The sequence below is a fragment of the Rubellimicrobium rubrum genome (assembly GCF_006152115.1).
Lineage (GTDB): Bacteria > Pseudomonadota > Alphaproteobacteria > Rhodobacterales > Rhodobacteraceae > Rubellimicrobium > Rubellimicrobium rubrum.
In genome coordinates this window covers 51,218-76,169 of record NZ_VDFU01000015.1, presented here as the reverse complement: position 1 = coordinate 76,169, position 24,952 = coordinate 51,218, and the positions used below count along the sequence as shown (strand labels likewise).

General features: G+C 68.1%; 26 protein-coding genes. 15 read left to right on the top strand and 11 right to left on the bottom strand.

The window, feature by feature from the left end; all coding sequences use genetic code 11:
• Positions 1-3: 3 nt before the first annotated feature.
• From FHG66_RS13140 to FHG66_RS13130, 3 genes are read right to left on the bottom strand one after another with little or no spacing between them, the layout of a single operon-like run.
• Positions 4-912 (bottom strand): polyprenyl synthetase family protein, encoded by a 909-nt coding sequence (locus FHG66_RS13140; protein WP_139077496.1) that lies wholly within the window; start codon positions 910-912, stop codon positions 4-6.
• Between the two features lie 7 nt (positions 913-919).
• On the bottom strand, positions 920-1,162 hold the full coding sequence (locus FHG66_RS13135) for an exodeoxyribonuclease VII small subunit (protein ID WP_139077494.1): 243 nt from the start codon (positions 1,160-1,162) through the stop codon (positions 920-922).
• Positions 1,159-2,121: a histone deacetylase family protein gene (locus FHG66_RS13130; protein ID WP_425471738.1), complete on the bottom strand. Its 963-nt coding sequence runs from the start codon at positions 2,119-2,121 to the stop codon at positions 1,159-1,161. The genes FHG66_RS13135 and FHG66_RS13130 overlap by 4 nt, the downstream gene beginning before the upstream one ends.
• A gap of 18 nt (positions 2,122-2,139) precedes the next feature.
• Here FHG66_RS13130 and FHG66_RS13125 point away from each other — a divergent pair, with 18 nt between their 5' ends.
• On the top strand, positions 2,140-2,688 hold the full coding sequence (locus FHG66_RS13125) for a hypothetical protein (protein WP_176556245.1): 549 nt from the start codon (positions 2,140-2,142) through the stop codon (positions 2,686-2,688).
• 5 nt (positions 2,689-2,693) lie between these two features.
• Here the strand turns inward: FHG66_RS13125 and FHG66_RS13120 are convergent, their stop codons facing one another.
• Together FHG66_RS13120 and FHG66_RS13115 are read right to left on the bottom strand one after the other, a co-directional pair.
• Entirely contained in the window at positions 2,694-3,401 is a 708-nt protein-coding gene (locus FHG66_RS13120; RefSeq protein WP_139077489.1) for a response regulator, read from the bottom strand.
• Position 3,402: 1 nt separating this feature from the next.
• On the bottom strand, positions 3,403-3,912 hold the full coding sequence (locus FHG66_RS13115; RefSeq protein WP_139077487.1) for a MarR family winged helix-turn-helix transcriptional regulator: 510 nt from the start codon (positions 3,910-3,912) through the stop codon (positions 3,403-3,405).
• A gap of 138 nt (positions 3,913-4,050) precedes the next feature.
• Between FHG66_RS13115 and FHG66_RS13110 the strand changes: the two genes are divergently transcribed.
• Complete coding sequence (locus tag FHG66_RS13110; RefSeq protein WP_139077485.1) at positions 4,051-4,920, top strand: branched-chain amino acid aminotransferase; 870 nt, start codon at positions 4,051-4,053, stop codon at positions 4,918-4,920.
• A 60-nt stretch (positions 4,921-4,980) separates the two neighbouring features.
• On the opposite strand, the gene FHG66_RS13105 is transcribed toward FHG66_RS13110, so the two are convergent.
• Complete coding sequence (locus tag FHG66_RS13105; RefSeq protein WP_139077483.1) at positions 4,981-5,913, bottom strand: DMT family transporter; 933 nt, start codon at positions 5,911-5,913, stop codon at positions 4,981-4,983.
• Between the two features lie 57 nt (positions 5,914-5,970).
• Entirely contained in the window at positions 5,971-6,159 is a 189-nt protein-coding gene (locus FHG66_RS13100) for a hypothetical protein (RefSeq protein WP_139077481.1), read from the bottom strand.
• Between the two features lie 477 nt (positions 6,160-6,636).
• On the opposite strand from FHG66_RS13100, the gene FHG66_RS13095 reads away from it, so the two are divergent.
• The 3 genes from FHG66_RS13095 (at position 6,637) to FHG66_RS13085 (ending at position 9,399) form a co-directional block, all read left to right on the top strand.
• Positions 6,637-7,131 carry a c-type cytochrome gene (locus FHG66_RS13095; RefSeq protein ID WP_246082592.1) on the top strand — a complete coding sequence of 165 codons (495 nt, stop codon included), beginning with the start codon at positions 6,637-6,639 and terminating at the stop codon, positions 7,129-7,131.
• 70 nt (positions 7,132-7,201) lie between these two features.
• On the top strand, positions 7,202-8,902 hold the full coding sequence (locus FHG66_RS13090; RefSeq protein WP_139077480.1) for a hypothetical protein: 1,701 nt from the start codon (positions 7,202-7,204) through the stop codon (positions 8,900-8,902).
• Positions 8,902-9,399: an HAD-IIIA family hydrolase gene (locus FHG66_RS13085; RefSeq protein WP_246082596.1), complete on the top strand. Its 498-nt coding sequence runs from the start codon at positions 8,902-8,904 to the stop codon at positions 9,397-9,399. The genes FHG66_RS13090 and FHG66_RS13085 overlap by 1 nt, the downstream gene beginning before the upstream one ends.
• Here FHG66_RS13085 and glgX read toward each other — a convergent pair.
• From glgX to FHG66_RS13065, 4 genes are all read right to left on the bottom strand, one after another.
• The gene (gene glgX / locus FHG66_RS13080; protein WP_139077476.1) at positions 9,396-11,501 is read right to left on the bottom strand and encodes a glycogen debranching protein GlgX; all 2,106 of its coding nucleotides are present in this window, start codon (positions 11,499-11,501) and stop codon (positions 9,396-9,398) included. The two genes, FHG66_RS13085 and glgX, sit on opposite strands and share 4 nt — an antisense overlap.
• On the bottom strand, positions 11,501-12,541 hold the full coding sequence (locus FHG66_RS13075) for a sugar phosphate nucleotidyltransferase (protein WP_139077474.1): 1,041 nt from the start codon (positions 12,539-12,541) through the stop codon (positions 11,501-11,503). Before FHG66_RS13075 ends, glgX begins: the two co-directional genes overlap by 1 nt.
• Before the next feature lie 127 nt (positions 12,542-12,668).
• The gene (gene treY / locus FHG66_RS13070) at positions 12,669-14,924 is read right to left on the bottom strand and encodes a malto-oligosyltrehalose synthase (protein ID WP_139077471.1); all 2,256 of its coding nucleotides are present in this window, start codon (positions 14,922-14,924) and stop codon (positions 12,669-12,671) included.
• On the bottom strand, positions 14,921-16,687 hold the full coding sequence (locus FHG66_RS13065) for an alpha-amylase family glycosyl hydrolase (RefSeq protein ID WP_139077469.1): 1,767 nt from the start codon (positions 16,685-16,687) through the stop codon (positions 14,921-14,923). The genes treY and FHG66_RS13065 overlap by 4 nt, the downstream gene beginning before the upstream one ends.
• Positions 16,688-16,893: 206 nt before the next feature.
• Here FHG66_RS13065 and FHG66_RS13060 point away from each other — a divergent pair, with 206 nt between their 5' ends.
• The 10 genes from FHG66_RS13060 to FHG66_RS13015 all read left to right on the top strand — a co-directional run bounded on the left by FHG66_RS13060 (position 16,894) and on the right by FHG66_RS13015 (position 24,937).
• Positions 16,894-17,697 (top strand): SDR family oxidoreductase, encoded by an 804-nt coding sequence (locus FHG66_RS13060; RefSeq protein WP_139077467.1) that lies wholly within the window; start codon positions 16,894-16,896, stop codon positions 17,695-17,697.
• Position 17,698: 1 nt separating this feature from the next.
• Positions 17,699-18,127: a type 2 periplasmic-binding domain-containing protein gene (locus FHG66_RS13055; RefSeq protein ID WP_139077465.1), complete on the top strand. Its 429-nt coding sequence runs from the start codon at positions 17,699-17,701 to the stop codon at positions 18,125-18,127.
• The gene (locus FHG66_RS13050) at positions 18,124-19,068 is read left to right on the top strand and encodes a cation efflux transmembrane domain-containing protein (protein WP_218013845.1); all 945 of its coding nucleotides are present in this window, start codon (positions 18,124-18,126) and stop codon (positions 19,066-19,068) included. Before FHG66_RS13055 ends, FHG66_RS13050 begins: the two co-directional genes overlap by 4 nt.
• A gap of 103 nt (positions 19,069-19,171) precedes the next feature.
• Positions 19,172-20,395, top strand: coding sequence for a PRC-barrel domain-containing protein (locus FHG66_RS13045; protein WP_139077464.1), 1,224 nt, complete (start codon positions 19,172-19,174; stop codon positions 20,393-20,395).
• A 145-nt stretch (positions 20,396-20,540) separates the two neighbouring features.
• Complete coding sequence (locus FHG66_RS13040) at positions 20,541-20,738, top strand: PLD nuclease N-terminal domain-containing protein (protein WP_139077462.1); 198 nt, start codon at positions 20,541-20,543, stop codon at positions 20,736-20,738.
• Positions 20,739-20,750: 12 nt separating this feature from the next.
• On the top strand, positions 20,751-21,656 hold the full coding sequence (locus FHG66_RS13035) for a YihY/virulence factor BrkB family protein (RefSeq protein WP_246082591.1): 906 nt from the start codon (positions 20,751-20,753) through the stop codon (positions 21,654-21,656).
• Positions 21,657-22,053: 397 nt separating this feature from the next.
• Positions 22,054-22,344, top strand: coding sequence for a hypothetical protein (locus FHG66_RS13030; RefSeq protein ID WP_139077460.1), 291 nt, complete (start codon positions 22,054-22,056; stop codon positions 22,342-22,344).
• A gap of 189 nt (positions 22,345-22,533) precedes the next feature.
• Positions 22,534-23,436 carry a hypothetical protein gene (locus tag FHG66_RS13025; protein WP_139077458.1) on the top strand — a complete coding sequence of 301 codons (903 nt, stop codon included), beginning with the start codon at positions 22,534-22,536 and terminating at the stop codon, positions 23,434-23,436.
• Positions 23,437-23,442: 6 nt separating this feature from the next.
• Positions 23,443-23,853 carry a phage holin family protein gene (locus tag FHG66_RS13020; protein WP_139077456.1) on the top strand — a complete coding sequence of 137 codons (411 nt, stop codon included), beginning with the start codon at positions 23,443-23,445 and terminating at the stop codon, positions 23,851-23,853.
• Positions 23,834-24,937 (top strand): DUF3618 domain-containing protein, encoded by a 1,104-nt coding sequence (locus FHG66_RS13015; RefSeq protein WP_139077454.1) that lies wholly within the window; start codon positions 23,834-23,836, stop codon positions 24,935-24,937. The genes FHG66_RS13020 and FHG66_RS13015 overlap by 20 nt, the downstream gene beginning before the upstream one ends.
• Positions 24,938-24,952 lie beyond the last annotated feature (15 nt).

The following is a 24,952-nucleotide window of genomic DNA, read 5'->3' as shown; positions in this document are numbered from 1 at the left end:
GCTTCACTTTCGGCGGGACGTGACGAAGCGAGCCGCCTCGCGCAGCGTGTCCGCCGCCTTTCCATAGGGGTCGAGCGCCGCGCAGGCGTCTTCGACAAGCGATCTGGCGCGGGCCTTGGCAGCCTCAAGGCCGAGAAGCCCGACAAAGGTGGCCTTTCCGGCCCCGGCGTCCTTGCCCGTCGCCTTGCCGACCTCGGCGGCGTCACCCTCGATATCGAGGATGTCGTCCGCGATCTGAAAGGCGAGGCCGAGGGCGTCGCCATAGCGAATGAGCGGCGCGGGGTCGGCTCCGGCCATCCGCGCGCCCGCAGCCGCGGCCCAGGTGATGAGCGCGCCGGTCTTGCGCGCCTGCAGCCGGGTGACCTCATCCAACCCGAGCGGCTCGGGCGCCGTTTCGGCCGCGATGTCGAGCGCCTGCCCGCCCACCATGCCCGCCACCCCGGAAGCTTGCGCCAGCGTCAGTGCCAGCATCACCCGCGCCTCGGCGGGGATCGTGGCTCGGCAGACCAGCTCGAAAGCCAGAGACTGGAGCGCATCGCCCGCCAGCACGGCCGTCGCCTCGTCCCAGGCCCGGTGGACCGTTGGGCGGCCACGGCGCAGGTCGTCGTCGTCCATGCAGGGCAGATCGTCATGGATCAGCGAGTAGGCGTGCAACGCCTCGATGGCGGCCACGACCGGCGCGGCCTGCACCTTGGTCAGGCCATGAAGCCGCGCGCCCTCCAGGACCAGGAACCCGCGAAGCCCCTTTCCGCCCTTGCAGGCATACAGCATCGCCTGGGCAATCGGCCCGGCCTCGCCGGCCAGGGCTCGGCGGAGTTCGGCGTCGACCAAGGCGCGGGCGTCGGCCAGGGCCTCGTCGAAGGACGGATTTCCCGGGTCGATCCGGGCAGGCCGCAAGGCGCCGTCGTTCATGCGGTGCTCAGCCGGCGTCGAAGGGCTGGAGCCCGGCCGGTTGGCCACCGTCGCCCAGCGTGATCTTGGAGACCTTCTCCTCGGCCTCGGCCAGCTTCTGCTGGCAGCGCGCGCGGAGCCGCGCCCCACGCTCATAAAGGTTGATCGAGTCGTCCAGCGCCACGTCGCCGCGCTCAAGCCGCGTCACGACGCCTTCCAGCTCGGCCAGGGCTTCCTCGAAGGTCATCTCTTCGACCGGTTTCTCGCTCACGCCTGTCCTCCAAGGGCCGCCACATGCGCCGCCACGCCGTCGCGCAGGGCATCGAGGTCATATCCCCCTTCGAGGACGGATGCCACACGCCCGTTCGCGTGACGTTCCGCGACCTCGCACAGGCGCGCGGTGACCCAGCCGAAATCCTCGGTCTCCAGCCGCAACCCGCCCAAGGGATCGTCCTTGTGTGCGTCGAACCCCGCCGAGATCAGGAGGACGTCCGGCCGGTGCGTCTCGAGCCGTGGCAGGATCTGGCCGGTCACGACCTCCCGAAAGGCCGCGCTGCCCGTCCCGGCCCGGAGCGGCAGGTTCAGGACGGTGCCATGCGGCCCCGCGTCCGAGGCCAGGCCGGTGCCGGGCCAGAAGGGGGACTGGTGCGTGGACACGAAAAGGATGCGGGGGTCCTCCTCCACAAGCGCCTGGGTCCCGTTGCCATGGTGGACGTCGAAATCCACGATCGCGACCCGCTCGGCCCCATGCCGGTCGATGGCGCGTCGGGCTGCCAGCGCCACGTTGCCGAACAGGCAGAACCCCATCGGCGTTGAGGCCAGCGCATGATGCCCAGGCGGCCGCGTGGCCGCAAAGGCCGCTCGCGCCGTTCCGCCCATCACGAGGTCCACGGCCCGCAGCGCCGCGCCGGCCCCGAGCCGCGCCGCCCGAAGCGACCCCGGCGAAAGCCAAGTGTCGGGGTCGAGCGCAACCGCGTCCCGCGCAGGTTCCTTGCGGGCCAGGGCGTCGAGATAGCGCTGGGGATGCAGGACGGTGAGATCCTCGTCCGGGGCCTCCGCCGCCGCCTCGGGCGTGTGATCCAAGCCTTGAAGCCCGGCGAGAGCTGCCGCCAGCCGGTCTGGCCGCTCGGGGTGACCCGAAGGCGGCGCGTGGCGCGCGCAGTCGGGATGGGTCAGGATAACCACCGTGGACATGAGGGACAGGAAACGGGTTTTTGTCGGCTGATACAAGTCGCCCGGAGTTTCATGATGCGTTTCATCGTCCTCGCCTGCCTGTTCTTCGCAGGCCCCGCGCTGGCCCAGGACAACCGGCAGACCGTCTCGGAGATCGAGGCCGACCTCGACCGTGACGGCGATGCCGAGATCTACACCCTGCTCGACTACGGCCTCGAAGGGGTGGACCTGTCGGTCGAGACGGCCAAGGGCTTCCAGACGGCCGAGAGGGTGGCCTGGAGCGGCGGCATGCCGGGACAGCGGCCGGAGCTGTCGGTAAGCCCCGCCGGTTCCGTCCTTCTCACCTCCATGAACGACTCGGTGGGACGCGACCGCTGGCGGCTTGCGCTCACCATCGCGCATCGCGACGGCGACTGGCGCGTGGCGGGCATCACCTACGACTGGTGGGATACGCTCGACCCGGACGCGGCAGGGACCTGTGACGTCAACCTGCTCACCGGGCGCGGCACGGTGGAGGTTGCCGGAACCAGGCGGGAGGTCGAGGCTCCCTGGCCTGCGCCACGCCTGTGGGATTGGCGCGACGAGCACTTCGACGCCACCGAGGTCTGCGGCGAGTTGGGCTAGAGCCTTCAGTCCGACGCAAGCCGGTAACCCGCGCCCCGGACCGTCTGCAGGTAGCGCGGCTGGCGGGGGTCGGGCTCGATCTTGCGGCGAAGGCGCGTGATCTGCACGTCCACCGCCCTTTCCTGCGCGGGCGACGGCACGCCGCGCGGTCCTGCTTCCTCGATCAGGCGGGTCCGCGTCACTGTCGCACCCGGATCGGCCGCGAGGATCCGCATGAGCCCGGCCTCGGTGGCGGTCAGGCGCAAGGTCTCGCCCGCGTCGTCCGACAGTTCCCCGCGCTCGACGTCGTAGGTCATGGAACCCAGGCGCAGGATCTTCTGCGCGGGGGCCGGAGCAGGTGGCTCGGCCACAGCGCGGCGCAGGATGGCGTTGATCCTCAGCAGGAGTTCCTTGGGGTCGAAGGGCTTGGCCAGGTAGTCGTCCGCCCCGGCCTCGAGCCCCAGGATCCGGTCCATCGTCTCGCCCCGCGCGGTAAGCAGCAGGACCGGTACGTTGAGTCTGCGGCGCAGGTCGCGGCAGAAGGACAGCCCGTCTTCGCCCGGCATCATGACATCGAGCACGAGGAGGTCGAACGCCAGGCCCGCAAGCAGCCTCCGCGCTTGGGCCGCGTTGGCGGCAGCGGTGACCAGGAAGCCGTTCTTCCGCAGGAACCGGGTCAGAAGGCCGCGGATCCGCTCGTCGTCGTCCACGATCAAGAGATGGGGAAACTCCATCTCAGCGGCTCCCAGCCTTGTCGTCGCCATCGAAGTGGCGGCGCATCTCGGGGTCCATCATGGCCTCCAGCACTTGGCGGAAGCCTGCGACGGCCTGCGGCCCAGCGGCGCGGTAGGCGGCCCGCATGCGGTCGCGCTGGGCATCGGCAAGGAGCTTTTCGAGGACCTTACCCTTGTCGGTCAGATGCAGGTGGCGTTCGCGCCGGTCCTCGCGACCGACGCGGGCCTCCACGAGGCCGTCCTCCATCAGCTTCCGCAGCACGCGGTTCAGCGACTGCTTGGTGACGCCCAGGATGTCGAGGAGGTTGCCCACGGTGGTGCCGGGGCTGCGCTGGATGAAATGAAGCGCGCGGTGATGCGCCCGGCCGTAGTCCTGTTCCTCCAGGATGCGGTCGGGGGCGGAGGTGAAGCCGCGATAGGCGAAGAACATCGCCTCGATCCCTTTCCGCAATTGCTCGTCGGTCAGGTAGAGGAGCCCATGCCCCCCCTGCGGTCCCGGTCGCTCGGCCATTCGCCCTCCTTTGTCGGTCCAAAAGATACGTCAGCGTCGTTGACATTCCAAGGACCCCTTGGTAGCCCAACCCCGACGCACGCAACTTTATGTCCGATATGGACCAAATCCCGACAGGAATGGCAAGGAGAGTGGAGCATGGCCGGCGCTTATGACAATCGCGACGGATGGATCTGGATGGACGGCACGCTCGTGCCGTGGCGCGACGCGACCGTACACGTCCTGACCCACGCGCTCCATTACGCCTCGGCCGTGTTCGAGGGAGAACGCTGCTACAACGGCAAGATCTTCAAGGGCCACGAGCATTCGCTGCGCCTGATCAAGTCGGGCGAGCTTCTCGACATGGAGGTTCCCTACTCCGCCGAGGAGATCGACGCCGCCAAGGACGCGATGCTCAAGGCCAACGGCTGGACCGATGCCTATGTCCGCGCGATCGCGTGGCGCGGCTCGGGCGAGGACATGGGCGTGTCGGCGCGCCGGAACCCCGTGCGGCTGGCGGTCGCCGGCTGGGAGTGGGGCAACTACTACGGCGACGCCAAGATGAAGGGCGCCAAGCTCGACATCGCCAAGTGGAAGCGCCCCTCGCCCGAGACCATCCCTTCCGAGGCCAAGGCCGCCGGCCTTTATATGATCTGCACCATGTCCAAGCACCAGGCCGAAGCCAAGGGCTGCTCGGACGCGATGATGATGGACTACCGGGGCTATGTGGCCGAGGCGACCGGGGCCAACATCTTCTTCGTCAAGGACGGGGAGGTGCACACGCCGCTCGCGGACTGCTTCCTGAATGGCCTGACCCGGCAGACCGTGATCGGGATGCTGGAAGACAAGCAGATCAAGGTCCACCAGCGCCATATCCTGCCGGGTGAGTTGGAAAGCTTCGAGCAGTGCTGGCTGACCGGGACGGCCGCCGAGGTCACGCCCGTGGGCCAGATCGGCGACTACAACTTCGAAGTGGGCGAACTGACCCGCGACATCGCGCAGTCCTACGAAAAGCTCGTCCGCGCCTGAAGGCAGGCACGATCACAGCCTATGAACGATGGCCCGCCAGCTTCCAGGCGGCGGGCCGACCTAGCTGTCGGGGGCCGAAGCGCCGCGGGTCCGCAGCAGGCCCAGCCGATGCTCGCGCCAGATGATGAGGACGCCGGCCCCGATGATGATCGCCGCGCCGATCAGCGTGGTGCGGGCCGGCACCTCGCCGAAGATCGCATAACCGATCGCGATGGCCAGAAGCATCGACGCATAGTCGAACGGCGCGACCAGCCCCGCCTCGCCGAAGCGGTAGGCCGAAGTCAGGCAGATCTGCGCCATGCCCCCGAGCAGGCCGGCGAGGATCAGAAGCGTGGCCTCGGGCATGGTCGGGACCACCCAGCCGAAGGGCAGCGTGACCAGCGACAGAAGCGTCGCGGTGACCGAAAACCAGAACACGATGGCCGCCGTCCCCTCCGTCATGGTGAGCCGCCGGACGAAGACCTGCGCCAAGGCCGCAAAGATCGCACCCCCGAGGGTCACCACCGCCCCCAGTGCCTCGGCGGTTGATGCGTGGGCCCCGACGCTGAGACGCGGGCTCAGCACTACGAGCACGCCGGCCAGGCCCAGCGCCACGGCAAGGAGCCGCACCTTGCGCACCGGCTCGCCCAGGAACATCGCGCCGAAGACGACCACGAGAAGCGGCGTGGCGTAGCCGATTGCTGTTACCTCGGGCAATGGCAGCAGACCCAAGCCCCAGAAGCCCAGGCCCATGGCCACCGTCCCAACCAGCCCGCGCCAAAGATGGCCGAGCGGATCGCCCGTCCGCAGACCCTGCACCAGGTTCCCCTGCCACAGCAGCCAGGCCAGGATCACGGGTGTCGCGAAGAGCGACCGGAAGAACACCGCCTCGCCCGGCGGAACGCGGTCCGAGGCGGCCTTGATCAGGGCGGACATGGCCGTGAAGATCACCACGGCGGCCAGCTTGAAGACGATCCCCCTCAGGGGTTGCCGGGCAGCGGGATGGAAGGGCATGAGGTCTCCGGGTCGGGAGCCCCAAGCCTCGCCCGGGCTGGCCCGGGGTTCAACCCGTCAGTGGTCGTGTTCGCGCAGCACCTTGAGAATGGGGCCGAGCCGCGTTTCGGCCGCGCTGGCCGGCCGGCGGACATGGAGAGCCTGCACCGCTGGATGGCGCTGCTCTTCCCGCTCGATGCGAAGGAAATGCCTGAGGCGAAGGGTTGCGTCCTCAGGGGCTGGATGATCGGCGATATGGCGGGTCATGGAAAACCTCCTACGTCCGGGATGCACATCCTAACCTGTTTCGAGTCGAAAATCATCCCTTTGCTGGACGGTCGCGGCAGACTGGCCCCTGACGGGTCCGACCATCGATCATCACAGAGCAGATCATAGCGAGGAGCCCGCGCCCTTATTGCAGATGAAAGTCCAAAGGAGAAAAGCGTCCGCCGGAGAGCGAGGGGAGCACTCTCCGGCGGGAACTGACCGCGACAGGGAACTCGCGGTCGGGGGAAACACGGCGCCTCGCTTGGGACAGGCATCGGGAATCAGCGCCGGTATGCATGGTAAACGTCACGTCCCGGAGAGGGTTCCGGTTGTATTCGGAATTTTCCTACGCCGCACGCACCCGCTGCGCCTTTGGTCGGGCACCCCGGTCTTCCTCTGGACCCTCCTGGCCGATACGCTAACCTCCTCCCGACCGGAGCGGACCATCGCACGGCCAGGGAGAGAGGACATTCCACTATGAAGACACGGGTGATCGCCGTCATGGCCCTTCTGGGCCCTTGTGCCGCTTGGGCGCAGGAAGGCACGGGGGATGCGGCAGCGGGCGAGGAGCACTTCAACCGTCAGTGCATCGCCTGCCACGTCGTCCAGAACGAAGCGGGCGAAGTGCTGGCCGGGCGCAATGCCAAGGTCGGCCCCAACCTTTACGGCGTCGCGGGCCGCGTCGCGGGCAGCTATCCGGACTACGCCTACAGCGAGCTCATGACGACCTATGGCGCGACAGGGGCGGTCTGGGAGGAGGCGAACTTCACGGCGTATGTTCAAGATCCGACCGGCTACCTTCGCGAAGCCACTGGCGAGACCTCTGGTCGGAGCAAGATGGCATATCAGGTCCGGGACGAGCAGGAGGCTCATGATCTTTGGGCTTACCTGGCCACCTTTGCCCCGGCGGATGCCGCGGCCGGTGGCGATGCGGCAGCCGCTCCCGCCGAAGGGGAGGCAGCGAGCCAATGAGGCGGGCAGGCCCCGGAGCCAGCAACCGGGGCCGTGCTTCCACCGTCGGGGCGGCGGTCGTGCTGTCCCGATGATCGTCTATTCGGACCGGAGCCGCACCGAAGATCCGCGCGCGCTCGTGGCTTCGTTGCGGCAAGCCATTGCGGCCCCGCATGTCGAGCCGTCTGCCCATCTCGTAGCTGCGGGCGTGCTGGAAGCGGGACTGGTGGATATGCTGTCGCCCGAGAAGGACGAGGAGCATCCTCTCGCTCGAACTTGTCGCTCCGTTGTCATGGATCTGGCCCATGCGGTCCGGTCCGATGCGGATAGCGACCGGCTCGCCTCGGCCGCGGCGACGCTGACCGCGATCGAGGCAGGGCCGCTTCCGACCCTGGTGAAGGTTTCCGAGCCCGAAGGCTTCTCGTTCTACGCTCTGTACCCCGAGATGTACGCCGAGGCCGCGCGCCGTTTCCTGAAAGCCGCGTCCCCCCGCTATGCGACCGTCATCGGGCTGCGCAGCATCGGCACGACCCTGTCCGCCGTCGTCGCGGCCGAGTTGGAGGCGGCCGGCGTCGCGGTGAGAACCTTTACGGTCCGTCCGCGCGGCCACCCGTTCGACCGCGAGCTGCGCCTGGGGCCGCGCCTGAAAGCCGCGCTCGAGGCCGGCGCGTCGGGGCATGTGCTGATTGTGGACGAAGGCCCTGGAATCAGCGGCTCGTCCTTTGCCTGCGTCGCGGAGGCCGCCCTGAGGGCAGGATGCCCCGAGCATCGCATCGCGCTGTTCCCGAGCTGGGACTCGGATGGTGCGGGCCTCCGCTCCGAGCGGGCCCGTGATCTTTGGCCCCGGCTGGCGCGGTGGACCGCCGGTTTCGAGGACGTGTTGCTGGACTCCGGTCGTCTGGTCCGCCCCTGGGGGGGTGGCACGTTGCGCGACCTGTCAGGCGGTCTGTGGCGAGCGCTTCTTGCTTCGCCGGATGACGAGCCTGCCGTGCAGCCGCAGCACGAACGTCGAAAGTATCTCCTCACACGTGACGGGAACGCTCCCCTCTTTCTCAAGTTCGCAGGGCTGGTAGAGCGGGGCCGGCGCGCCCTCGACCGCGCCGAATGGCAGGCAGAAGCCGGGCTGGCGCCCGCCGTGCGGGGCTTGGCGGACGGATTCCTAGCCTATGACGCCGTGCAGGGTACCCCGCTCAGGCCGGAGGATCTGGACGGAGCCCTGCTGGCGGCCATGGGCGGGTACCTCGCCTTTCTCCGTTCCGGACAGGCCAGGGCGGACGTGCCGCGTTTCGAGGATATCCTGCACATGACGCGGACCAATCTGGCCGAGGGGCTTGGACTGGAGGCCGCTGGACGAACCGGCTGGATGGATCGGCAGCGCGCGGCGGTGCTGGCCCGACCCGCCTTGGCTTGCGACGGGCGCATGTTGCCGCAGGAATGGCTGCGGACCGCGACGGGGATCCTGAAGACCGATGGCATCGATCATCACGACGATCACTTCTGGCCTGGCATGCAGGACATCGCGTGGGATCTGGCCGGCGCGGCGGTCGAGTTCGGGATGGGTGACGCAGCGCTGGATCGCCTTCTGGAGGACTACACCGAGCGCAGCGGCGACCGCGACGTCGTGACGGTGCTCCCCTTCTACACCGTGGCCTACCTGGCCTATCGCCTGGGGTACGCCAGTCTCGCGGCGGAGACGCTAGGCGGCAGCATGGACGGCCTTCGCATGGCGAAGGACCGGGACCGCTATGCCGCCCGCCTCCGTCAGGAACTGGAGCGGGAGGGCCGCGCGTGATGGGATCGCCTTTTCCCGACCATGTCCGACTGGTCATCTTCGATGCGGACAACACGCTGCGCCGCGTCACCATCCCCGGCAAGGTCTGCCCCCACGGTCCCGGCGAGTGGGAACCGATGCCGGGCATTCGCGAAGCTTTGGCGAGCCTGCGCTGGGGCCCGGACGGTCTCCGCTTGGGCATGGCCTCGAACCAGGATCACGTGTTCTACGGGCACCTCACCGCCGCAATGGCCCGCCGCCTGCTGCAGGACGCCGCCGAGGCTGCGACAGGCCATCGTCCGCCCGATGGCGCGGTCCGGTTCTGCGCCCATGCCATGGATGCGGGCTGCGGCTGCCGCAAACCCGCTCCCGGTCTCCTGCACGAGGCCATGGCGTTCCACGAGATCGGACCCGAGGCCACGCTCTTCGTGGGCGACGCGGAGGTGGACCGGGAGGCGGCGCGCCGGGCGGACATCCCGTTCCTCCATGTGGCCGATCTCCTGGCCAGCCGGTCTTAATCGACGATCGCGCCTTCGCCCTTGGGCAGACCCGAGGTTTCCGTGTTCCAGAGCACCTGTACGCTTTGCCAATCCACCTGGACCTCCGCGCCGGCAAGTTCCTTGCAGGCGACCCGCTTGCGGGCGGTGTCGAGCCGGAGGTGCCATGTCCCTTCGGGCAGGGTGAAGACCGCCGCGTCGCCGGCATTGAGCAGGATCAGAAGCCGTGGCCCGCCAGGGAGGGAAAGATCCGCGCCGAAGCACCGGAGGCCCTCGTCGTGCCAGTCGTCATCGGTCATCTCGCGGCCTTCGGGATGAAGCCACCGCGTCACCGGTCCGTCGCCCACCCCTTGCCCCGGTGGCTCGGCGAAGCGCAGCCGGGTCAGGCGCGCTTCCCGCCGGAAGGCGGCGAGGTCATGCACGGCGCTGAGCAGCCCCTCGCGCGGGGCGGACCAGTCGATCCAAGCGGTCTCGTTGTCCTGGGCGTAGGCGTTGTTGTTGCCGCCCTGGGTCTGGCCGAGTTCGTCGCCCGCCAGCATCATGGGAACGCCCTGGCTGAGGAGCAGCGTGGCCAGCATGGCGCGCGCGCGCCGCTCGCGGCTGCCAAGGATGCGAGGGTCGTCGCTCGGCCCCTCCACGCCCATGTTGTCGCTGAGGTTGTTGGAATGGCCGTCGCGGTTGTCCTCGCCGTTGGCCTCGTTGTGCTTGTCGTTGAAGCTGACCGTGTCCCACAGCGTGAAGCCGTCATGCGCGGCCACGAAGTTGACCGAGGAGGTCGCCGGACGGTGCGAATGGTGGAACTGGACGGGGCTGCCCAGCAGCCGCTCGGACATGGCGGGTACGAGGCCCTGGTCCTTGCGCCAGAAGCCTCGGGTGTCGTCGCGGAACTTGTCGTTCCATTCGCGGAAGGGCCACGGGAAGCCGCCCACCTGATAGCCCCCCTCGCCCACATCCCACGGCTCGGCGATGAGCTTCACGGTGCTGAGGATCGGGTCCTGGCGCAGGGCGGCAAAGAACGCACCCTCGCGTTCGAACCCCGAGGGCTCCCGGCCCAGCGTGGAGGCGAGGTCGAAGCGGAAGCCGTCCACATGCATGACCTGAACCCAGTAGCGCAGGGAGTCGAGAACCATCCGAAGGACCATGGGATGCGCCACGTTGAGCGTGTTCCCGGTCCCGGTGGTGTCGAAGCTATGCGTCTTGTCCTCGGGCGAGAGCAGGTAATAGCTCGCGTTGTCGATGCCGCGGAAGCTGAGCGTGGTCCCCTTCTCGTTGCCCTCGCAGGTGTGGTTGAACACGACATCAAGGATCACCTCGATGCCTGCCGCGTGGAAGCGGCGCACGGCTTCCTTGACCTCGCGGATGGTGCCCGACTTGAGATAACGGGCGTGAGGGGCAAAGAACGACAGGGTGTTGTAGCCCCAGTAGTTCGACAGGCCTTTTTCCACGAGGAAGCGGTCATTGGCAAAGCCGTGAACGGGCAGGAGCTCGATGGCGGTGACGCCCAGCGCCTTGAGGTGGTCGATCACCGGCGGGGCGGCAAGGCCCTGGAAGGTGCCACGGTCCGCCTGCGGCACGCCGGGATGGCGCATGGTAAGGCCGCGCACATGGGCCTCATAGACGAACGAATCCTGCCAGCGGGTCCGCAGGGCGCGGTCGGCCTCCCAGTCGAAATCGGGGTCCACGACCACGGCCTTGGGCATGAAGGGGGCGCTGTCGCGCAGGTCGGGCGTGGCATCGCCCTGTTCGAGATCGTAGCCGTGGAGGGCGTCGTCCCAGACGATCTCGCCCCGCAACTCGCGCGCATAGGGATCAAGGAGCAGTTTGTGCGGGTTGAAGCGATGGCCCTCGGCCGGGGCGTAGGGTCCGTGGACGCGGTAGCCGTAGACCTGCCCCGGCCCGATGCCGGGCAGGTAGCCGTGCCAGATTCCCCCTTCCATCGCGGGCAGGTCGAGACGGTGAGTCTCGGTCTTTCCTTCATCGTCGAAGAGGCAAAGCTCCACGCGGGTGGCATTCTCCGAGAAGAGGGCAAAGTTGGTGCCCTGCCCATCAAAGAGCGCGCCCAAGGCGTCGGAGTGCGCGGATTCGGGATCGAAGCCGAGGGACGGAGCGGGTCGTTTCAGCATCAAAGGCGTCCTGACGTGGCAAGCCCGGCGGACCGGGACTGAAGACGGGCGCGCATGCGGTCGGCGGCGCGGGCCGCGAGCATGGGCGGAGTGACGAGGCTAGTGCCCAGCGGTGTCACGCGGAACCAGCGAGCGTCCTCCTCCGGGTCGTCGCCCAGCACGAGTCCGGCTGGCACGATGGCCCCCGGCGCCACCAAGGCCCGCGTCAGGCGAGCCCCTGGCGCCACGCGGGCACCCGGCATGACGACGGTGTCCTCGAGCACCGTCCAGCGTCCCGGCGTCCGCGCGCCGAAGCGCGGAACGGACAAGGAGATGCCACCCGCTTCGAAGGCAAGCTCGCGCGGATCATCGACAAGCGGGGTCGCGCTTTCGCCCGGGGGGGTGATGCAAGGCCAGCCGCGCTGGAAGTCGAGCGAGACCAGGCGCAGGTCGTCCAGCGTGTCGATGTCGCGCCAATAGGCATCGGCCGGCACCGTCCAGGCCCGTGCCTTTCCTGCGGCGGCAAGCGCTGGCAGAAGATCCTCCCAGATGTCCCGGCCGAGGTCGGTCGCGGCCGAGGCACGGAGCCAGGCTGCGTCGAACACGCAGGGCCCTCGACGGTCGCCCGAGGCGGCAAAGGTCGCAACCGAGCCTTCATGGCGATGCGCCCCGACCAGGGCCCGGAGATCCAGGTCGTGGACCTGATCGCCCGGCAGCACCAGGAACTCTTGGGCGTCGTCCTGTGGCATCCGCAACAGGGCCGCCATGGTACCTTGGGGCCCGAAGACCGGAGTGTCGGGGAGCGTGACCGCGATGCGGTCGCCCCACCGTGCCGGAATATGGCGGGTCAGCGTCTCGGGCCGGTGCCCCAGCAGGGCGGACAGGCGGGGCACGCCGGCGCGAACTGCTCCGCCGATGGCGAAGTCGACGAGTCGTCCCTCCGCCAAGGGAAGGGCCGGCTTGGCCTCTAGGTCGGACAGCTCGTGAAGGCGCGAGCCGGAGCCCCCGGCAAGAAGAACGGCCAGGGTCTTGGACAAATCTAGGTCGTCGAGGCGGGCCAAATAGGGCCTCCGGTCAGTGGCGGGATGATTGACCGGGCTCAACCGCAAGGGTCGGATCGGGTTCCCGGCCTGTGGCGAAACGCACTGGATCGGCGCCCGAGGCTAGTCCGCGACGGACAGGGCTGCATCATTCCGCGGCGTGGACCGACTCCAGGGGCGACCATTCGACCTGAACCACGTCCTTGCCTTGCCCCCAGGCCAGCGACAATACCAAACGGCCGTCGCCGCTTTCGCGCACCAGCCGCCATCCCTGCCCGGCTTCGTCGATCCGGGTTGTTGCTGTGCTCAGGCCGGGATGTTCGGCCCGGAGCGCCAGAAGCTGCCGGGTGAGAGCGTCCTTGTGCTCTGCAAAACGTCCAGGCTCGGGCTCTCCCAGGCGGTCCCAGTCGACGGCGAGCCGGTTGTCGGGGTCTGTCAGGTGGTGCAGGGGGCCTTCAGCGCCTTGGTAGAAATCCGGGATGCCCGGCATGACGCACTTGATCGCCAGTTGGGCCAGGGACAGCTCGTCGGCCCGTGCGATCAGTTCGGAGGCGCCGTCGGGCAGCTCTTTGGCCCAGCCCTCGGCCAAGGCCCGGGCGAAGTCCTCGGGCCGCTGCTCGGCGTCCTCGCGCGGGTGGGTCCAGTTGGTGACCTCGCGGGCCTCGCGCATGGCCTTCTCGAGGTGCTTGGCCAGCCGGTCGGCCAAGCCGTTGCGCCCGTCCTCCCAGAGTGCGAGAAGGCTTTGCACGATGTACCAGCGCGTCGCGACCGGCACCCTGTCCGCTCCGCTCACACGCTTGCTGGCTTCCCAGATACGAGCAAAGGCGTCGGGGCGGTGGGTCATGGCGACCAGACGCATCCGAGCGTCCTCGGCCCGCTTGGTGTCATGTGAGGAGGTGAGCGTCAGGTCACGTCCGGACCTCTCGCCCAGCCAAGCGCCGAATTGCTCGGCTGTCCAGACCGGATCGCCCGGCTCGCCCCCCACCTCGCAATGGGCAAGGCAGCGGGTGAAACGGAAGAAGGCCGTGTCTTCTTGCGACTTGGCCATCAACGCGCCGGTGACCTGCTGGAAGCGGACTCGCAGCCGCAGCGCCTCCTCGGTGTCGCCATCGCAGATCGCGCGGGCCACGAAACGCAGGGCCACGTCGCTGACCAGCCCCTTGGCCGCCCGGTCCGCGCAGCTCTGCATGATCGCCAGATCCTCGACCCTGCGCTCCGGGTCCTCGGCTTCGAGATAAGTCCGGTAGCGCGGCACCTCCACAAGCAGTGCGAGCACCGCCTCGCGCAGGGCCTCCTCGCCCGCCTCCACCTCGCCCGAGGCACAGGCCGCTGTCATGGCAAGGTTCTTGAGCTGCGCAAGCTCCGCGGCGAGATCCTGAAGGATGACCTGACCCTTGGCCTCGGCCAGGACCTGCGGCCACTCGCGCTCTTCCCCCGTTTCGCGCCGCCAGAGCGCGTCAAGGTCCTGAAGCCCCTTCTGGTCCGTCAGGACACGGGTGATAGCTGCGCAGGCCTCGTAGCCCGTGGTCCCCTCCACGGGCCAGGGAGGCAGCCGCTCGTCGCCCACAAGGATCTTCTCGATCCAGATCGGGCAGTCTCCGACCGCCTCGCGCAAACGTTGCAGATAAGCGCCGGGATCGGCGAGGCCGTCCACATGGTCCACGCGCAGGCCCTGCACCAGCCCCGCGCGCAGAAGGTCGAACGTCAGGGCATGAGTGTCGTCGAAGACTTGGCCGTCCTCCACGCGCATCCCGATCAGGCCCGTCACGTTGAAGAAGCGCCGGTGCGTGACCCCGTCCCGTTCCAGTTCCCAGTGCGCAAGCCTCCAGGCCTGGCGGGCGTGGAGCTCGCGAAGCGCCTCGGGCTCGCCCGCGCGCTCCGCTTCGGTCAGCGGATGGGGGGTAAGCGGGATCTCAAGTTCGCCCGCGCAAAGGACCGGGCCGTCCTCGCCTTCCTTGGCCTCCACGCGGCCACTGTCCAGCATGGCCTCGAACGGTTCGGGCAGGAAAGGCAGAACGAGGCGGCCCGCGCCCCAGTCGATGTCGAAGTGGCGCGCCCAGCGGCTCCGCTCCCCATGCCGCAGCACGTCCAGGAGCCAGGGGTTCTGGAGGTTGAAGGCGGTGTGGTTGGGCACGATGTCGATGATGACGCCCAGACCTGCATCCTGTGCGGCCCGTGCCAGTCGTTCGAACCCTTCGCGCCCGCCAAGGCTGGGCTCGACCTCGCCTGGATCGGTGACGTCGTAGCCGTGGGTCGATCCCCGCGTGGCCGTGAAGATGGGCGACAGATAAAGGTGGCTGGCCCCCAGCTTCTTGATCGCGGGCAGGCGGTCGATGGCTCTGTCGAAGGTCATCCCCTCGCGGAGCTGCAGACGATATGTGGCGAGGGGAAGGGAAGCGGTCATGTGCGGCTCACGGTGAGGGCGAAGGCGTAGGGGTCGCTGGCGATGTCGCCCAGCACAAGGTCATTGGGCTCGGGGGCCATTGTGGGCGCGGGATCGTCGGACGGCGAGCCCAAGTTGATATAGGCAGTGATGGTGCCGTCCCGGAACGGCCAAGCGGCGGACAGCGCGTACTTGCCCCGCCGAACGACAGTCGCGGGCCCGGTACGCCCCGACTTCAAGAGCGGCACGATCCGCTCGTGCCGCAGCGCGAGCAACCGCCGCGTCAGCTCGCGCCAGTATAGGGCATGTTCGCTGTCCGGCTCGGTGAAAGGGCGCGAAGCATCCATGGTGGCCGGGTCGTTGGCATCCGGGAAGTCCGTTCGGCCGAACATCTTCCCGAACTGCTCTTTGCGTCCTTCCGTGATCTTGCGGGCCAGCTCCTCCGACACGTCGCAGAAATAGTGGAACGGACCATGCTCGCCCTCTTCCTCGCCCATCCAGAGCATCGGCACAAAGGGCGAGACGAGCTGGAATGCATGCAGCGCCTCGACCGCGCGGGCATTCTCTACAAGGGTCAGGAGCCGCCCACCGTCCGGTCGGTTGCCGATCTGGTCATGGTTCTGCTTGTGTATGATGAAGGCCGTCCAAGGCAGGCCATAGAGGGGCAGCCCGGCTTCGGGCTCCGGGGCCTCGTCGACCTCCCAAGCAAAGCCGCGGGCCAGCAGGTGTTCGAGCCTGCCTATCGGATCGACGGCAAAGTCTTCCAGGTAGTCGCTGGCTTCGTCGGTCAGAAGCGTGTGGATGGCATGATGGAAGTCATCGTCCCACTGCGCGGTGAACAGGCCATCGCGGATCAGGACGGGGTTGTTTCGCGGATCCTCTGCGATCAGGTGGATGGGTCGGCCGAAGTCCCGCGACCGGATCGCGCGCGACAGTTCCACGATGAATTCGGTGTCCGAATGCGGGTCCTTCATCTCGTGGATCGCATCGAAGCGCAGGCCATCGAGCCGGTACTCGGTGATCCAGCCCAAGGCGAGGTCGGTGAAGAAGCTGCGCACGGCGGGCTTGGCAAAGGCGATGCCGGTGCCCCAGGGACTGCTCATCGCGGGGTCGAAGAAGTCGGGCGCGATCCGCTCCAAGTCCGACCCTTCGGGCGAGAAGTGGTTCATGACGATATCGAGGATCACCATGATCCCCTGGGCCTGCGCGGCCTCCACGAAGCGCTTCATCGCCTCGGGCGTGCCGTAGGCCGGATGCGGCGCGGCCAGGAGAGCACCGTCATAGCCCCAGCCGCGACGGCCGGGGCCATGAGCCACCGGCATGATCTCGAGAGCGGTGATGCCCAGCGACGCCAGTTCGGGCAGCTTGCCCATCGCTCCCTCGAAGGTGCCTTCGGGCGTGAAGGTGCCGAGGTGGAGCTCGTAGATGACCGCCTCTTCCCAGGGGCGACCGGCCCATTCGGAGGTCCAGGCATGGTGGCGGGGGTCCACGAGGCGCGACGGCCCCATGAGGTCCAGCCCCATCTGGGCGCGGGCCAAGGGGTCGGGGGTGGCCTGACCGTCCACGACAAAGGCGTAGGGACCATCCGCCTTGGCTTCGCAGGTCGTTCGCCAGAAGCCGCCGGCGTCCTTGGCCATGACCAGCCGGTCGCCGCCAAGATCGAGCGCCACATCGCTGGCCTGGGGCGCCCAGAGCGAGAAGCGCCAAGTTCCCTGGTCCAGCGGGTCCGCTCCCCAAGCACGGGGATGATGGAGCGCATAAGGCGGGACCTTGCTTCCAGGCATCCGATCACCTGGCCGTCCGTCGGGCATCCCGCATCCTCCGTTGTTCCCCTCGCGCGCGTTCCCCATTCAAGCGGTCCGCTCGTCCTGTGCGGAACAACCACGGGCCCGTGAAGTTCCGGCAGCACAGGAACCCGGATGCGGAGGAGCCACGTTACCGCCCCGTCACCGGTGCCCTTTTCCTGCCCCGGACCCAAAGGAGCCGCACCATGCCCGATCCCAGCCAACCGTTCGACGAGTCCCCCCGCGGCAAAGGCAGCGACAAGCTGAAGGGGAAGACCGCCTTCATCACCGGGGCATCCTCGGGCATCGGGCGGGCCACGGCCCTGCTCTTTGCACGGGAAGGTGCCAAGGTCGCCATCTCCTACTATTCCGATCCGCAGGATGCCGAGGAAACCATCCGGCGCATCCGCGACCTGGGCGGCGAAGGCCACGCGGTCGGCATGGACGCGGGCATCCACCAGGAGAACACCCGCGCCACTCGCGAAGCCATCGAATGGCTGGGCGGGAGCCTTGATGTCCTGGTCTGCAACGCGTCCATGCAGATCGTGCAGGAGGACGTGCTGAACGTCTCCCCGGAGCAGGCGCAGAACACGCTGTTCGTCAATGCCTTGGGCTACTTGTGGACCGTGCAGGCGGCGCTCCCGCACATGCGGGAAGGCAGCAACATCATCGGGACCGTGTCCGTGGTGGCCTACAAGGGCAACCAGCAGCTTGTGGACTATGCCATGGGCAAGGGGGCGGAGCTTGCATTGATCCGGTCGCTGGCTGCCCAGTTGGCCGAAAAGAAGATCCGGGTGAACGCCGTGGCGCCCGGCCCGATCTGGACGCCGTTCATCACGGAAACGATGCCTCCCGAAAAGATCGCCACCTTCGGTCAGGACACGCCGCTGGGCCGTGCCGGTCAGGCCTACGAGCTCGCTCCGGCCTATCTATATCTTGCCTCCGAAGATGCCAGCTACGTTTCGGGCCAGGTCATCCACGTGAACGGCGGCACCCCGGTGGGAAGCTGAGATGGCAGGCCAGGGCGCGCTGGCAGGCCTGCTGGCGGGGCTCCTGGCGCTTCCCGCCTCATGCGATCTGCCGCGAGACCCCCACCGGACCCGGGACCAGACCTTGGGCGAGACCCTGGTGGTCCTGGTCGTCGCCCCGGAGCTGACTGCCGACGAGGACCGCACGCTGCGCAGACTGGCCGAACGCCTGGAAGCCGAACTCGTGCTGGGGCCCGGTGACCTGCATTCCGCGATCGATGCTCTTCGGCATGGGGAGGTGCAGGCGATTGCAGGCGCGATCCCCAAGGACACGCCTTATCTGGACGAGGTCGCCGCCACGAACTCCATCGGGCGCGAGGAGTTCGTGATCCTGCTGCGCCCCGGCGAGAACGCCATGCTGCTCGCGGCCAACCGCGCGGTCGGAGACGCCGAGGAGGAGCGTCGCCAATGACCGCGCTGGCCGGCCTGACCCCGAAGGCCCACGGCGCCAGCGGCCGCATCCGCCCCGACTATCCGCCGCAGGTCCAGCAAGCGATGGTGCGGGGACGCCGGCTCGAATGGTGGTCCCTGTTCTGGCTTGGCACGGTCATCGCGGTGGTGGGGCTCGTCACCGGCCAGAGCCAAGCCATGCGCTCGGCCTGGATCGAGGACTGTCTGAGCCTGCTGCCGCCGACCTTCTTTCTCCTGGCGACCTGGTTCGAGGGCCGCGCGCCCACGCGTCGCTTTCCGTTCGGCTTCGACCGGGCGGCCTCGCTTGCCTTCTTCGCGGCGGCGACGGTGCTCTTGGCCTTCGGGGCCATCCTTTTCTACGAGGCCGTGGCCACCCTGATCCGCCGCGAGCATCCGGTCATCGGATCGATCCGTCTTCTTGGGCAGGAGGTGTGGTTCGGCTGGCTGATGATCGGCGCGCTGACCTATTCTATCGTTCCGCCGGTCGTCCTGGGCCACCTCAAGCAGCGGCCCGCCAAGGACCTGAACGACAAGGTGCTCGTCACCGACTCGGAGATGAACAAGGCGGACTGGCAGACCGGGGTCGCAGGCATCCTCGGCATCCTGGGCATCGCCTGGGGGCTGTGGTGGGCCGACGCCGCGGCTGCGGGGCTCATTTCCCTCTCCATCCTCTGGGACGGGGTCGGCGCGTTCCGCAGGGCCACCGCCGAACTAGTGGACGGTGCCCCGCGCGACCTGCACCAAGACCGCATCGACGATGAGGCGCAGCGGCTGATGGATCGCGCGCAGCGGATGGGCGTAAGCCTGTGCCTGCGCGAAACCGGGCGCATCATCACCGGCATCGTGGAGTCCGACGATCCCCAGGACCTCGCTCGCCTGACCGAGGGGCTGTCATGGCGGGTGCGCGGCCTGTCGTGGCGTCCCCGGGGGAGCGCTCCATGACCGGCGCGGAACTGCCCCCTTGGTTCGGCGTTGGAGGCCCGAGCGCGACTTCGCGCGCCCGGGCTCATCGAGCCCACCGACTCTACTATATGGGAGAACGCTCTTGAAAAAGCTGCTGCTGTCCACCGCACTTCTGGGGGCTACGGCTATCCCGGCCCTTGCCCAAGACCAGACCCAGACTCAGGCGACCCAAGATATCTTCCGTCAGGCCCCTGAATCCATGGAGATCCGTGGCTCGGACTTCCTTGGCATGCGCGTGTATGCCACCGAAGCCGCCATGGAGGGCCAGGAAATGGCCGGAATCCAGGAAGGCTGGGAAGACCTGGGCGAGATCAACGACATCGTCCTTGACCGCGAGGGCATGGTGCAGGCCGTCCTCGTGGATATTGGAGGCTTCCTCGGCATTGGCGAGCGTCAAGTTGCCCTGACGATGGATTCCCTGCAATTCGTGTCGGACTCGGCCACCGCCGAAGACGCCGACGACTTCTTCCTGGTCGTCAACACGACCCGCGAGGCGCTCGAGGGCGCGCCCGACTACAATGCCGCGAACGGTGACATGAACGCCGAGCAGGTGGCCGAGCAGACCGAACAGGCTGTCGAGGGCGGTGCGACTGGTCTCGCCGCTACGGGCGCGGCAGCCGGGGCTGCGGCCGGGGCGGCGGTGGGCGCTGCGGCCGGGGCCGTCGCCAATGCAGGCGAGAACGTAGCCGACGCGGCCGGTAATGCGGCCCAAGCGACGGGCGAAGCTGTCGGGAACGCTGGCGAAGCGGTAGCCGATACCGCCGCCGGCGCAGCCCAGACCGCGGAGAACGCGGTCGAAGGCGCCACGACCGAAACCGAGATGGAGGCCGACCAGACCGCCCAGGCCGCGACCGACGATGCGGCAGCGGGCACCGCCTCGACCGACGCAGCGGCGGCCACGGCCACCACGACCGACGACACAGCCACGGCCACTGCCGAGGGCACGACCGGAACGGCCGTGACCGGTACGGAGCAGACCTCGGCCGAGGCCCCGTCGGCCCGTGAAGGCTTCGTTGCTGCCGGTGCCGAGGACTTCACCGCCGACCGCCTGCAGGGCGCCGCGGTTTACGGCGCCAATGACGAGCGCATCGGCGAAGTGGGCGAGATCGTCCTGTCCGAGGACGGGCAGGTGTCCGATCTCGTGATCGATGTGGGCGGCTTCCTGGGCATTGGTGAGAAGCCGGTGGCGATGGCGATGGATTCGATCGAGCTCCTGCGTCAGGAAGGTGGCGAAGAGATCCGCGTCTATGTCACGCAGACCGAAGAAGAATTGAACGCTCTGCCGACCTACGAAGCGCAACAGTAACTCGGCCCAGCGCCGACAGGGGGGTCCGCGCCTTGCGCGGGCCCCTTTTGCGTTGATAGACCGCCCCGGCACCGGTCTGGAACTCCGCCGGGCCCGGGGCGTTGCCGGGACAGGCGGGCCTGACCCGCGCAGAGAAGGACGCGACATGGGGTTCAACGGCTATTCGGGCATTCTTGGCCTCATCATCCTGGCTCTCGACATCTGGGCCATCGTGTCGGTCGTGAACTCCACGGCTTCCACCGGGTCCAAGGTCATCTGGGTGCTCGTCATCCTGATCCTGCCTGTCCTTGGCTTCCTCGCCTGGCTGATGCTCGGCCCCAAGAGCGCCGCGCGCGGCGTGTAGCGGGCGGACCCGGTGCTCAGGCCCGCCCTCGCGGCATTCTGGTACATCTGGGATGTGATGGACCGCCTGAACCTGAGCCTGATCGCGGCCGGGGTGGGCTTCTTCGCGATGCTTGCACTCTTTCCTACGCTGGCCGCCATCGTGCTGCTCTGGAGTTGGGTCGCCGATCCGGGTCAGATCAACGCCCTTCTCGAGATGGCGGCCGAAGTCGTGCCCCCCGAGGTGCACAGTTCCATCCTCAACCAGGTCGCCGGCATCATCAACGCGGGCAGCAGCGGCAAGATCGGGACAGCCACGGTCATCTCCTTGTTCGTGGCGCTGTGGTCGGCGCGGGCGGGGGTGTCGGCCCTGATCCGGGGGCTGAACGCCGCCTATGACATCGGTCACCGGCAGAGCATCTGGCGCCGCTACATGGCGGATTTCGGCGTCACGCTGGCCTTGTGCGGGCTGACCTTCGTGGCAATCGCCGCAGTGGTCATCGCTCCCATCCTCATCGCCGTCCTGCCGCTTGGCCCCTGGGTCGCCGGGGCGGCCGAGCTGACCCGCTGGATCGTGGCAATCGGGGTCATCATGGTGACGCTGGGGATCGTTTATCGCTTCGGGCCGAACCGGCGCGGGCATCGGCCCAAGTGGATCACCCCCGGCGCCATCGTGGCGACGATCCTGTGGATGGTGGTGTCCGTGGCCTTCGGGGTCTACCTGCGCAATTTCGCCCACTACAACGAAGTCTATGGCTCCCTCGGAGCGGCTGTCGCGCTCCTGATGTGGTTCTATCTGTCGGCCTATGTCGTGCTGCTGGGCGGCTGCCTCAACGCCGCCATCGAGGCCGGAGGCGCCGAGCGGCTCCAGCATAACCTTGAGGTCCAGCAGGCTCAGGAGGCCCGATCTGTCCAGGAGGCACAGGTCGGCGCGTCGTGACGCAACGTTCCGCCCTTGGCACCAGGAAGGCGGAACCGCCTTTCACGACAGGAAAGGCTCAGCGAAGCCGGGTCAGCATGGCCATGAGGCCTTTGGGGCCTCGTGCCAAGCCCAAGACCCTCCGGCCCGTCACCGCCAAGCCCCGCCCGGCAAGGGGAACTCCGCAGGTGAACCGAGCGTTCTTTCCACAGACCGTCCTTGACGGCTTTCCCCCTAGCGTCCGGAGGCTTCTGTGCTTCATCTTGTTGCGTCCCTCCTTGCCCGACTGACGGATCTGTTGGCCCCCTCCGCGGGGCGGCCCGACACGATCGCCATCCCAGTCCGCCGCGACGACCGCCGTGGACCATATCAGGACGTGCGCCGCCGCTGACGTCGTGAGCACGGCACGCAACCAGCGATGAACCCCCTCACTGTCGTCCTATCCATGCTCACGGCCACGGCCGTGACCGGCCCCTTTCTCGTGGCGGCCTTCGTGCTCGGCCACTACAACTGGCCGGCCATCCTGCTTGGCGTTCTTCTCGGGGCGTTCGGAGCAGCCGCCTTGGCCCGCCGCATCGAACACGAGATGAAGCGTCAGGATCCGGCCTGGGATGAACATCAGGACCGGCCGAAGGCTTATGCCATAGTCCGTCCCCGCAGCGATGATCGCCGGGACCGCGTCTATTCCCGGTCTGACCGGCGACACTGATCTTGACCCCAGCAGCCTGCGTCAAGGGGCCCCCAGAAGCGCGGGGGAACCACAGGGCAAAGTGCGCGTTTGGCCCCCGTCACGACCTTGTCACGACCTCGCGATCCTTGCCCCAGGCGCAATTGACGCCGCTCCCTTCCTGGAGCGGGTAGCAACGCGATCCGGGTCGGCACCCAGAAGGAGACCACGATGACCGATTACAACAGCAGCGATACGACCCGCCAGGGCTCCTCTTCGACGATGAGCGGACTGGGTGAAGCCGGACGCGACGCCTACGAAGGCGCCAAGACCAAGGCTATGGATGCCGTCTCGCGCACAACCGAGGCCGCGCGATCCCAGGCTATGGACCAGGCTGAAACCGCCAAGGATGCCCTGGCCTCGACCGGCGACCGCTTGGCGCAATCGCTGCGCGGCGCCGTCGACGGCGGTGACGATTCGATGCAGGCCCGGCTGATGGCTGCGGCGGCGGACAGTGTCTCCGAATGGTCGAACCAGCTGCGTGGGCGCAGCTTCCAGGACATCCTGCAGCAGACCGAGTCCTTCGCTCGCCGCAACCCCGGGGCCTTCGTGGCCGCCGCGGCCCTCGCGGGCTTCGCGCTGGCCCGCTTCGCCCGCGCGTCCTCGACCACCTCGGCGTCCTACGGCGACCAAGGGACCGATCAGTCCTATTCAGGGTCGGGCTACGGCTCGGACTCCTACGGCAGCAACTCCTATGGGACGTCGGGCCTTGGCAGCGGCGGCTCGGGGTCCGTGGGCATGGGTGGCTCCTCCCAGGGCTCCACTGGCCTTGGCGGCTCGGGTGACTTCGGCGGATCGTCGAGCGGAGTGGGGTCCGGCATGGGCTCTGGCACTGGATCGAGCGGCACTTACGCCGGCGCCGGTTCGCTGGGCGTGGGCACAGGCGGCGGCTACGGCGCAGGCCGGACCGGTGGCACGATCAGCACCAGCGGCATGAGCACCCATGACGACGATATCGACGACGTGGGTTCGATCGCCGATGACGGCATGGGTGGCGGAACACAGTCGGGCACCACGGGCAGCGCCACGCCGAACTCCACGTCGGATGGCACCGGCTCTGGCTATGACAGGTAGACCGCAATGAGCTTCGACCCCGATCCTCGCCCTACGGGCTCGCTCCTGAGCGACGCGATCAACCAACTCACCCGCCTGGTACGAGGCGAGGTCGCGCTCGCCAAGGCCGAAGTGGCCCAGAACATCAAGAGCGCCGGCATGGGCGTCGCCCTCCTTGCGGGGGCTGCCATCCTGGTGCTCGTGGCGCTTCATGTCCTGGCTGCGGCGCTGGTCGCCGCGCTGGCCCACTGGATCGGCCCCGGTTGGGCTGCCCTGGCGGTCGGCGTGGTCATCCTGGCGGTGGCCGTGATCCTGGCCCTCAGGGGCCTGAACGCGCTGAAACCCGAAAACATCGCGCCAACCCGCACCGTCCGCAGCGTGCAGGCCGACGCGCAAACCATCAAGGAGACCGTGACAAATGGCGACCACAAGCACTGACCCGCGCGACATCGAGGCCGACCTCGACCGTGAAAGGGCAGCCCTGGCCAGCACTCTCGACACCCTCTCGGATCGGGTGTCGGTGGACAACCTCGCCAAGGAAGCGTTGGGCATGCTCAAGACCCATGCCGGCAGCGCCACCACCTCCATCGATCATGCGGTCCGCGCCAACCCGCTGGCCATTGCCCTGATCGGGGCCGGCATTGCCTGGATGTTCCTGGGCAACAAGGTCACGGGCGGCGCCTCCAAGTCATCGTCCAGCCAGTCCTCCGGCTATGGCGGCAACCTCCAGCACGACGATCGCGGCTGGGCTGCGACGTCCGGATCGTCGGATTACGGTCGCGTAGGCTACATGCCGTCGGACAACGACGACGATCACGCCTGGTCGCGCGAGGCCACCGGCCTTCGCGCTAAGGCCTCTGCGGCGCTGCACAGGATCGAGCAGGAAGCCAAATCCTACTACGACAGCCTGCGCAACGCGCTTCCCGGGTCGTCCTCGTCCCAGTCCGGGCAGACGCGTGACTTCGACGCCGAGCGCCAGTCCGTCATTTCGAGCTTCGCCAGTGACCTCAAGTCCCGCTTCTCCTCCGGGCTCGACAGCCTGCCCGAAGGCTCGCGTCAGCAAATCGTTGCCGCCCGCGAGCGCGCCTACAGCGCCATGATCCAAGCCGAACGCGTGGGCCGTGACGTGGTGCGCGACCCCGGTCGTGCCATGGAGGAGCATCCGCTCGTCGCCGGTTCGGTGGCCTTTGCCTTGGGAGCGGCCGTCGCGGCCATCCTGCCCAGCACAGATGCTGAGAATCGCGCCTTTGGCAGCGAGCGGGATCGGCTGATGAGCGAGGCATCGCGCCTTCTGCGCGACGAGCGGTCGCGCGCGATGCAGATCGCCGGGTCGATGGGTCAGGAGGTCAAGGCGGTCGCTCAGGAGACCGTGGAAGCCGTTACCGACACCGTGACCCAGAAGGCGAGCCAAGCCGCGAGCCGGGTGACGGACCGGGCTTCGGAAGAGTTCCGCAACACCTCCGGCAGCCAAACCTCGACGTCAGGCGGGCTGGCTGGTCCGGGCGATCCCGTGATCGGCTGATCCCAAGCCCCTAGG

Coding starts and splice junctions, on each gene's coding strand:
- FHG66_RS13140 (WP_139077496.1), bottom strand. CDS start 912: ATGAACGACGGCGCCTTGCGGCCTGCCCGGATCGACCCGGGAAATCCG.
- FHG66_RS13125 (WP_176556245.1), top strand. CDS start 2,140: ATGCGTTTCATCGTCCTCGCCTGCCTGTTCTTCGCAGGCCCCGCGCTG.
- FHG66_RS13120 (WP_139077489.1), bottom strand. CDS start 3,401: ATGGAGTTTCCCCATCTCTTGATCGTGGACGACGACGAGCGGATCCGC.
- FHG66_RS13115 (WP_139077487.1), bottom strand. CDS start 3,912: ATGGCCGAGCGACCGGGACCGCAGGGGGGGCATGGGCTCCTCTACCTG.
- FHG66_RS13110 (WP_139077485.1), top strand. CDS start 4,051: ATGGCCGGCGCTTATGACAATCGCGACGGATGGATCTGGATGGACGGC.
- FHG66_RS13105 (WP_139077483.1), bottom strand. CDS start 5,913: ATGCCCTTCCATCCCGCTGCCCGGCAACCCCTGAGGGGGATCGTCTTC.
- FHG66_RS13100 (WP_139077481.1), bottom strand. CDS start 6,159: ATGACCCGCCATATCGCCGATCATCCAGCCCCTGAGGACGCAACCCTT.
- FHG66_RS13095 (WP_246082592.1), top strand. CDS start 6,637: ATGAAGACACGGGTGATCGCCGTCATGGCCCTTCTGGGCCCTTGTGCC.
- FHG66_RS13090 (WP_139077480.1), top strand. CDS start 7,202: ATGATCGTCTATTCGGACCGGAGCCGCACCGAAGATCCGCGCGCGCTC.
- FHG66_RS13085 (WP_246082596.1), top strand. CDS start 8,902: ATGGGATCGCCTTTTCCCGACCATGTCCGACTGGTCATCTTCGATGCG.
- glgX (WP_139077476.1), bottom strand. CDS start 11,501: ATGCTGAAACGACCCGCTCCGTCCCTCGGCTTCGATCCCGAATCCGCG.
- treY (WP_139077471.1), bottom strand. CDS start 14,924: ATGACCGCTTCCCTTCCCCTCGCCACATATCGTCTGCAGCTCCGCGAG.
- FHG66_RS13065 (WP_139077469.1), bottom strand. CDS start 16,687: ATGCCTGGAAGCAAGGTCCCGCCTTATGCGCTCCATCATCCCCGTGCT.
- FHG66_RS13060 (WP_139077467.1), top strand. CDS start 16,894: ATGCCCGATCCCAGCCAACCGTTCGACGAGTCCCCCCGCGGCAAAGGC.
- FHG66_RS13055 (WP_139077465.1), top strand. CDS start 17,699: ATGGCAGGCCAGGGCGCGCTGGCAGGCCTGCTGGCGGGGCTCCTGGCG.
- FHG66_RS13050 (WP_218013845.1), top strand. CDS start 18,124: ATGACCGCGCTGGCCGGCCTGACCCCGAAGGCCCACGGCGCCAGCGGC.
- FHG66_RS13040 (WP_139077462.1), top strand. CDS start 20,541: ATGGGGTTCAACGGCTATTCGGGCATTCTTGGCCTCATCATCCTGGCT.
- FHG66_RS13030 (WP_139077460.1), top strand. CDS start 22,054: ATGAACCCCCTCACTGTCGTCCTATCCATGCTCACGGCCACGGCCGTG.
- FHG66_RS13025 (WP_139077458.1), top strand. CDS start 22,534: ATGACCGATTACAACAGCAGCGATACGACCCGCCAGGGCTCCTCTTCG.
- FHG66_RS13020 (WP_139077456.1), top strand. CDS start 23,443: ATGAGCTTCGACCCCGATCCTCGCCCTACGGGCTCGCTCCTGAGCGAC.
- FHG66_RS13015 (WP_139077454.1), top strand. CDS start 23,834: ATGGCGACCACAAGCACTGACCCGCGCGACATCGAGGCCGACCTCGAC.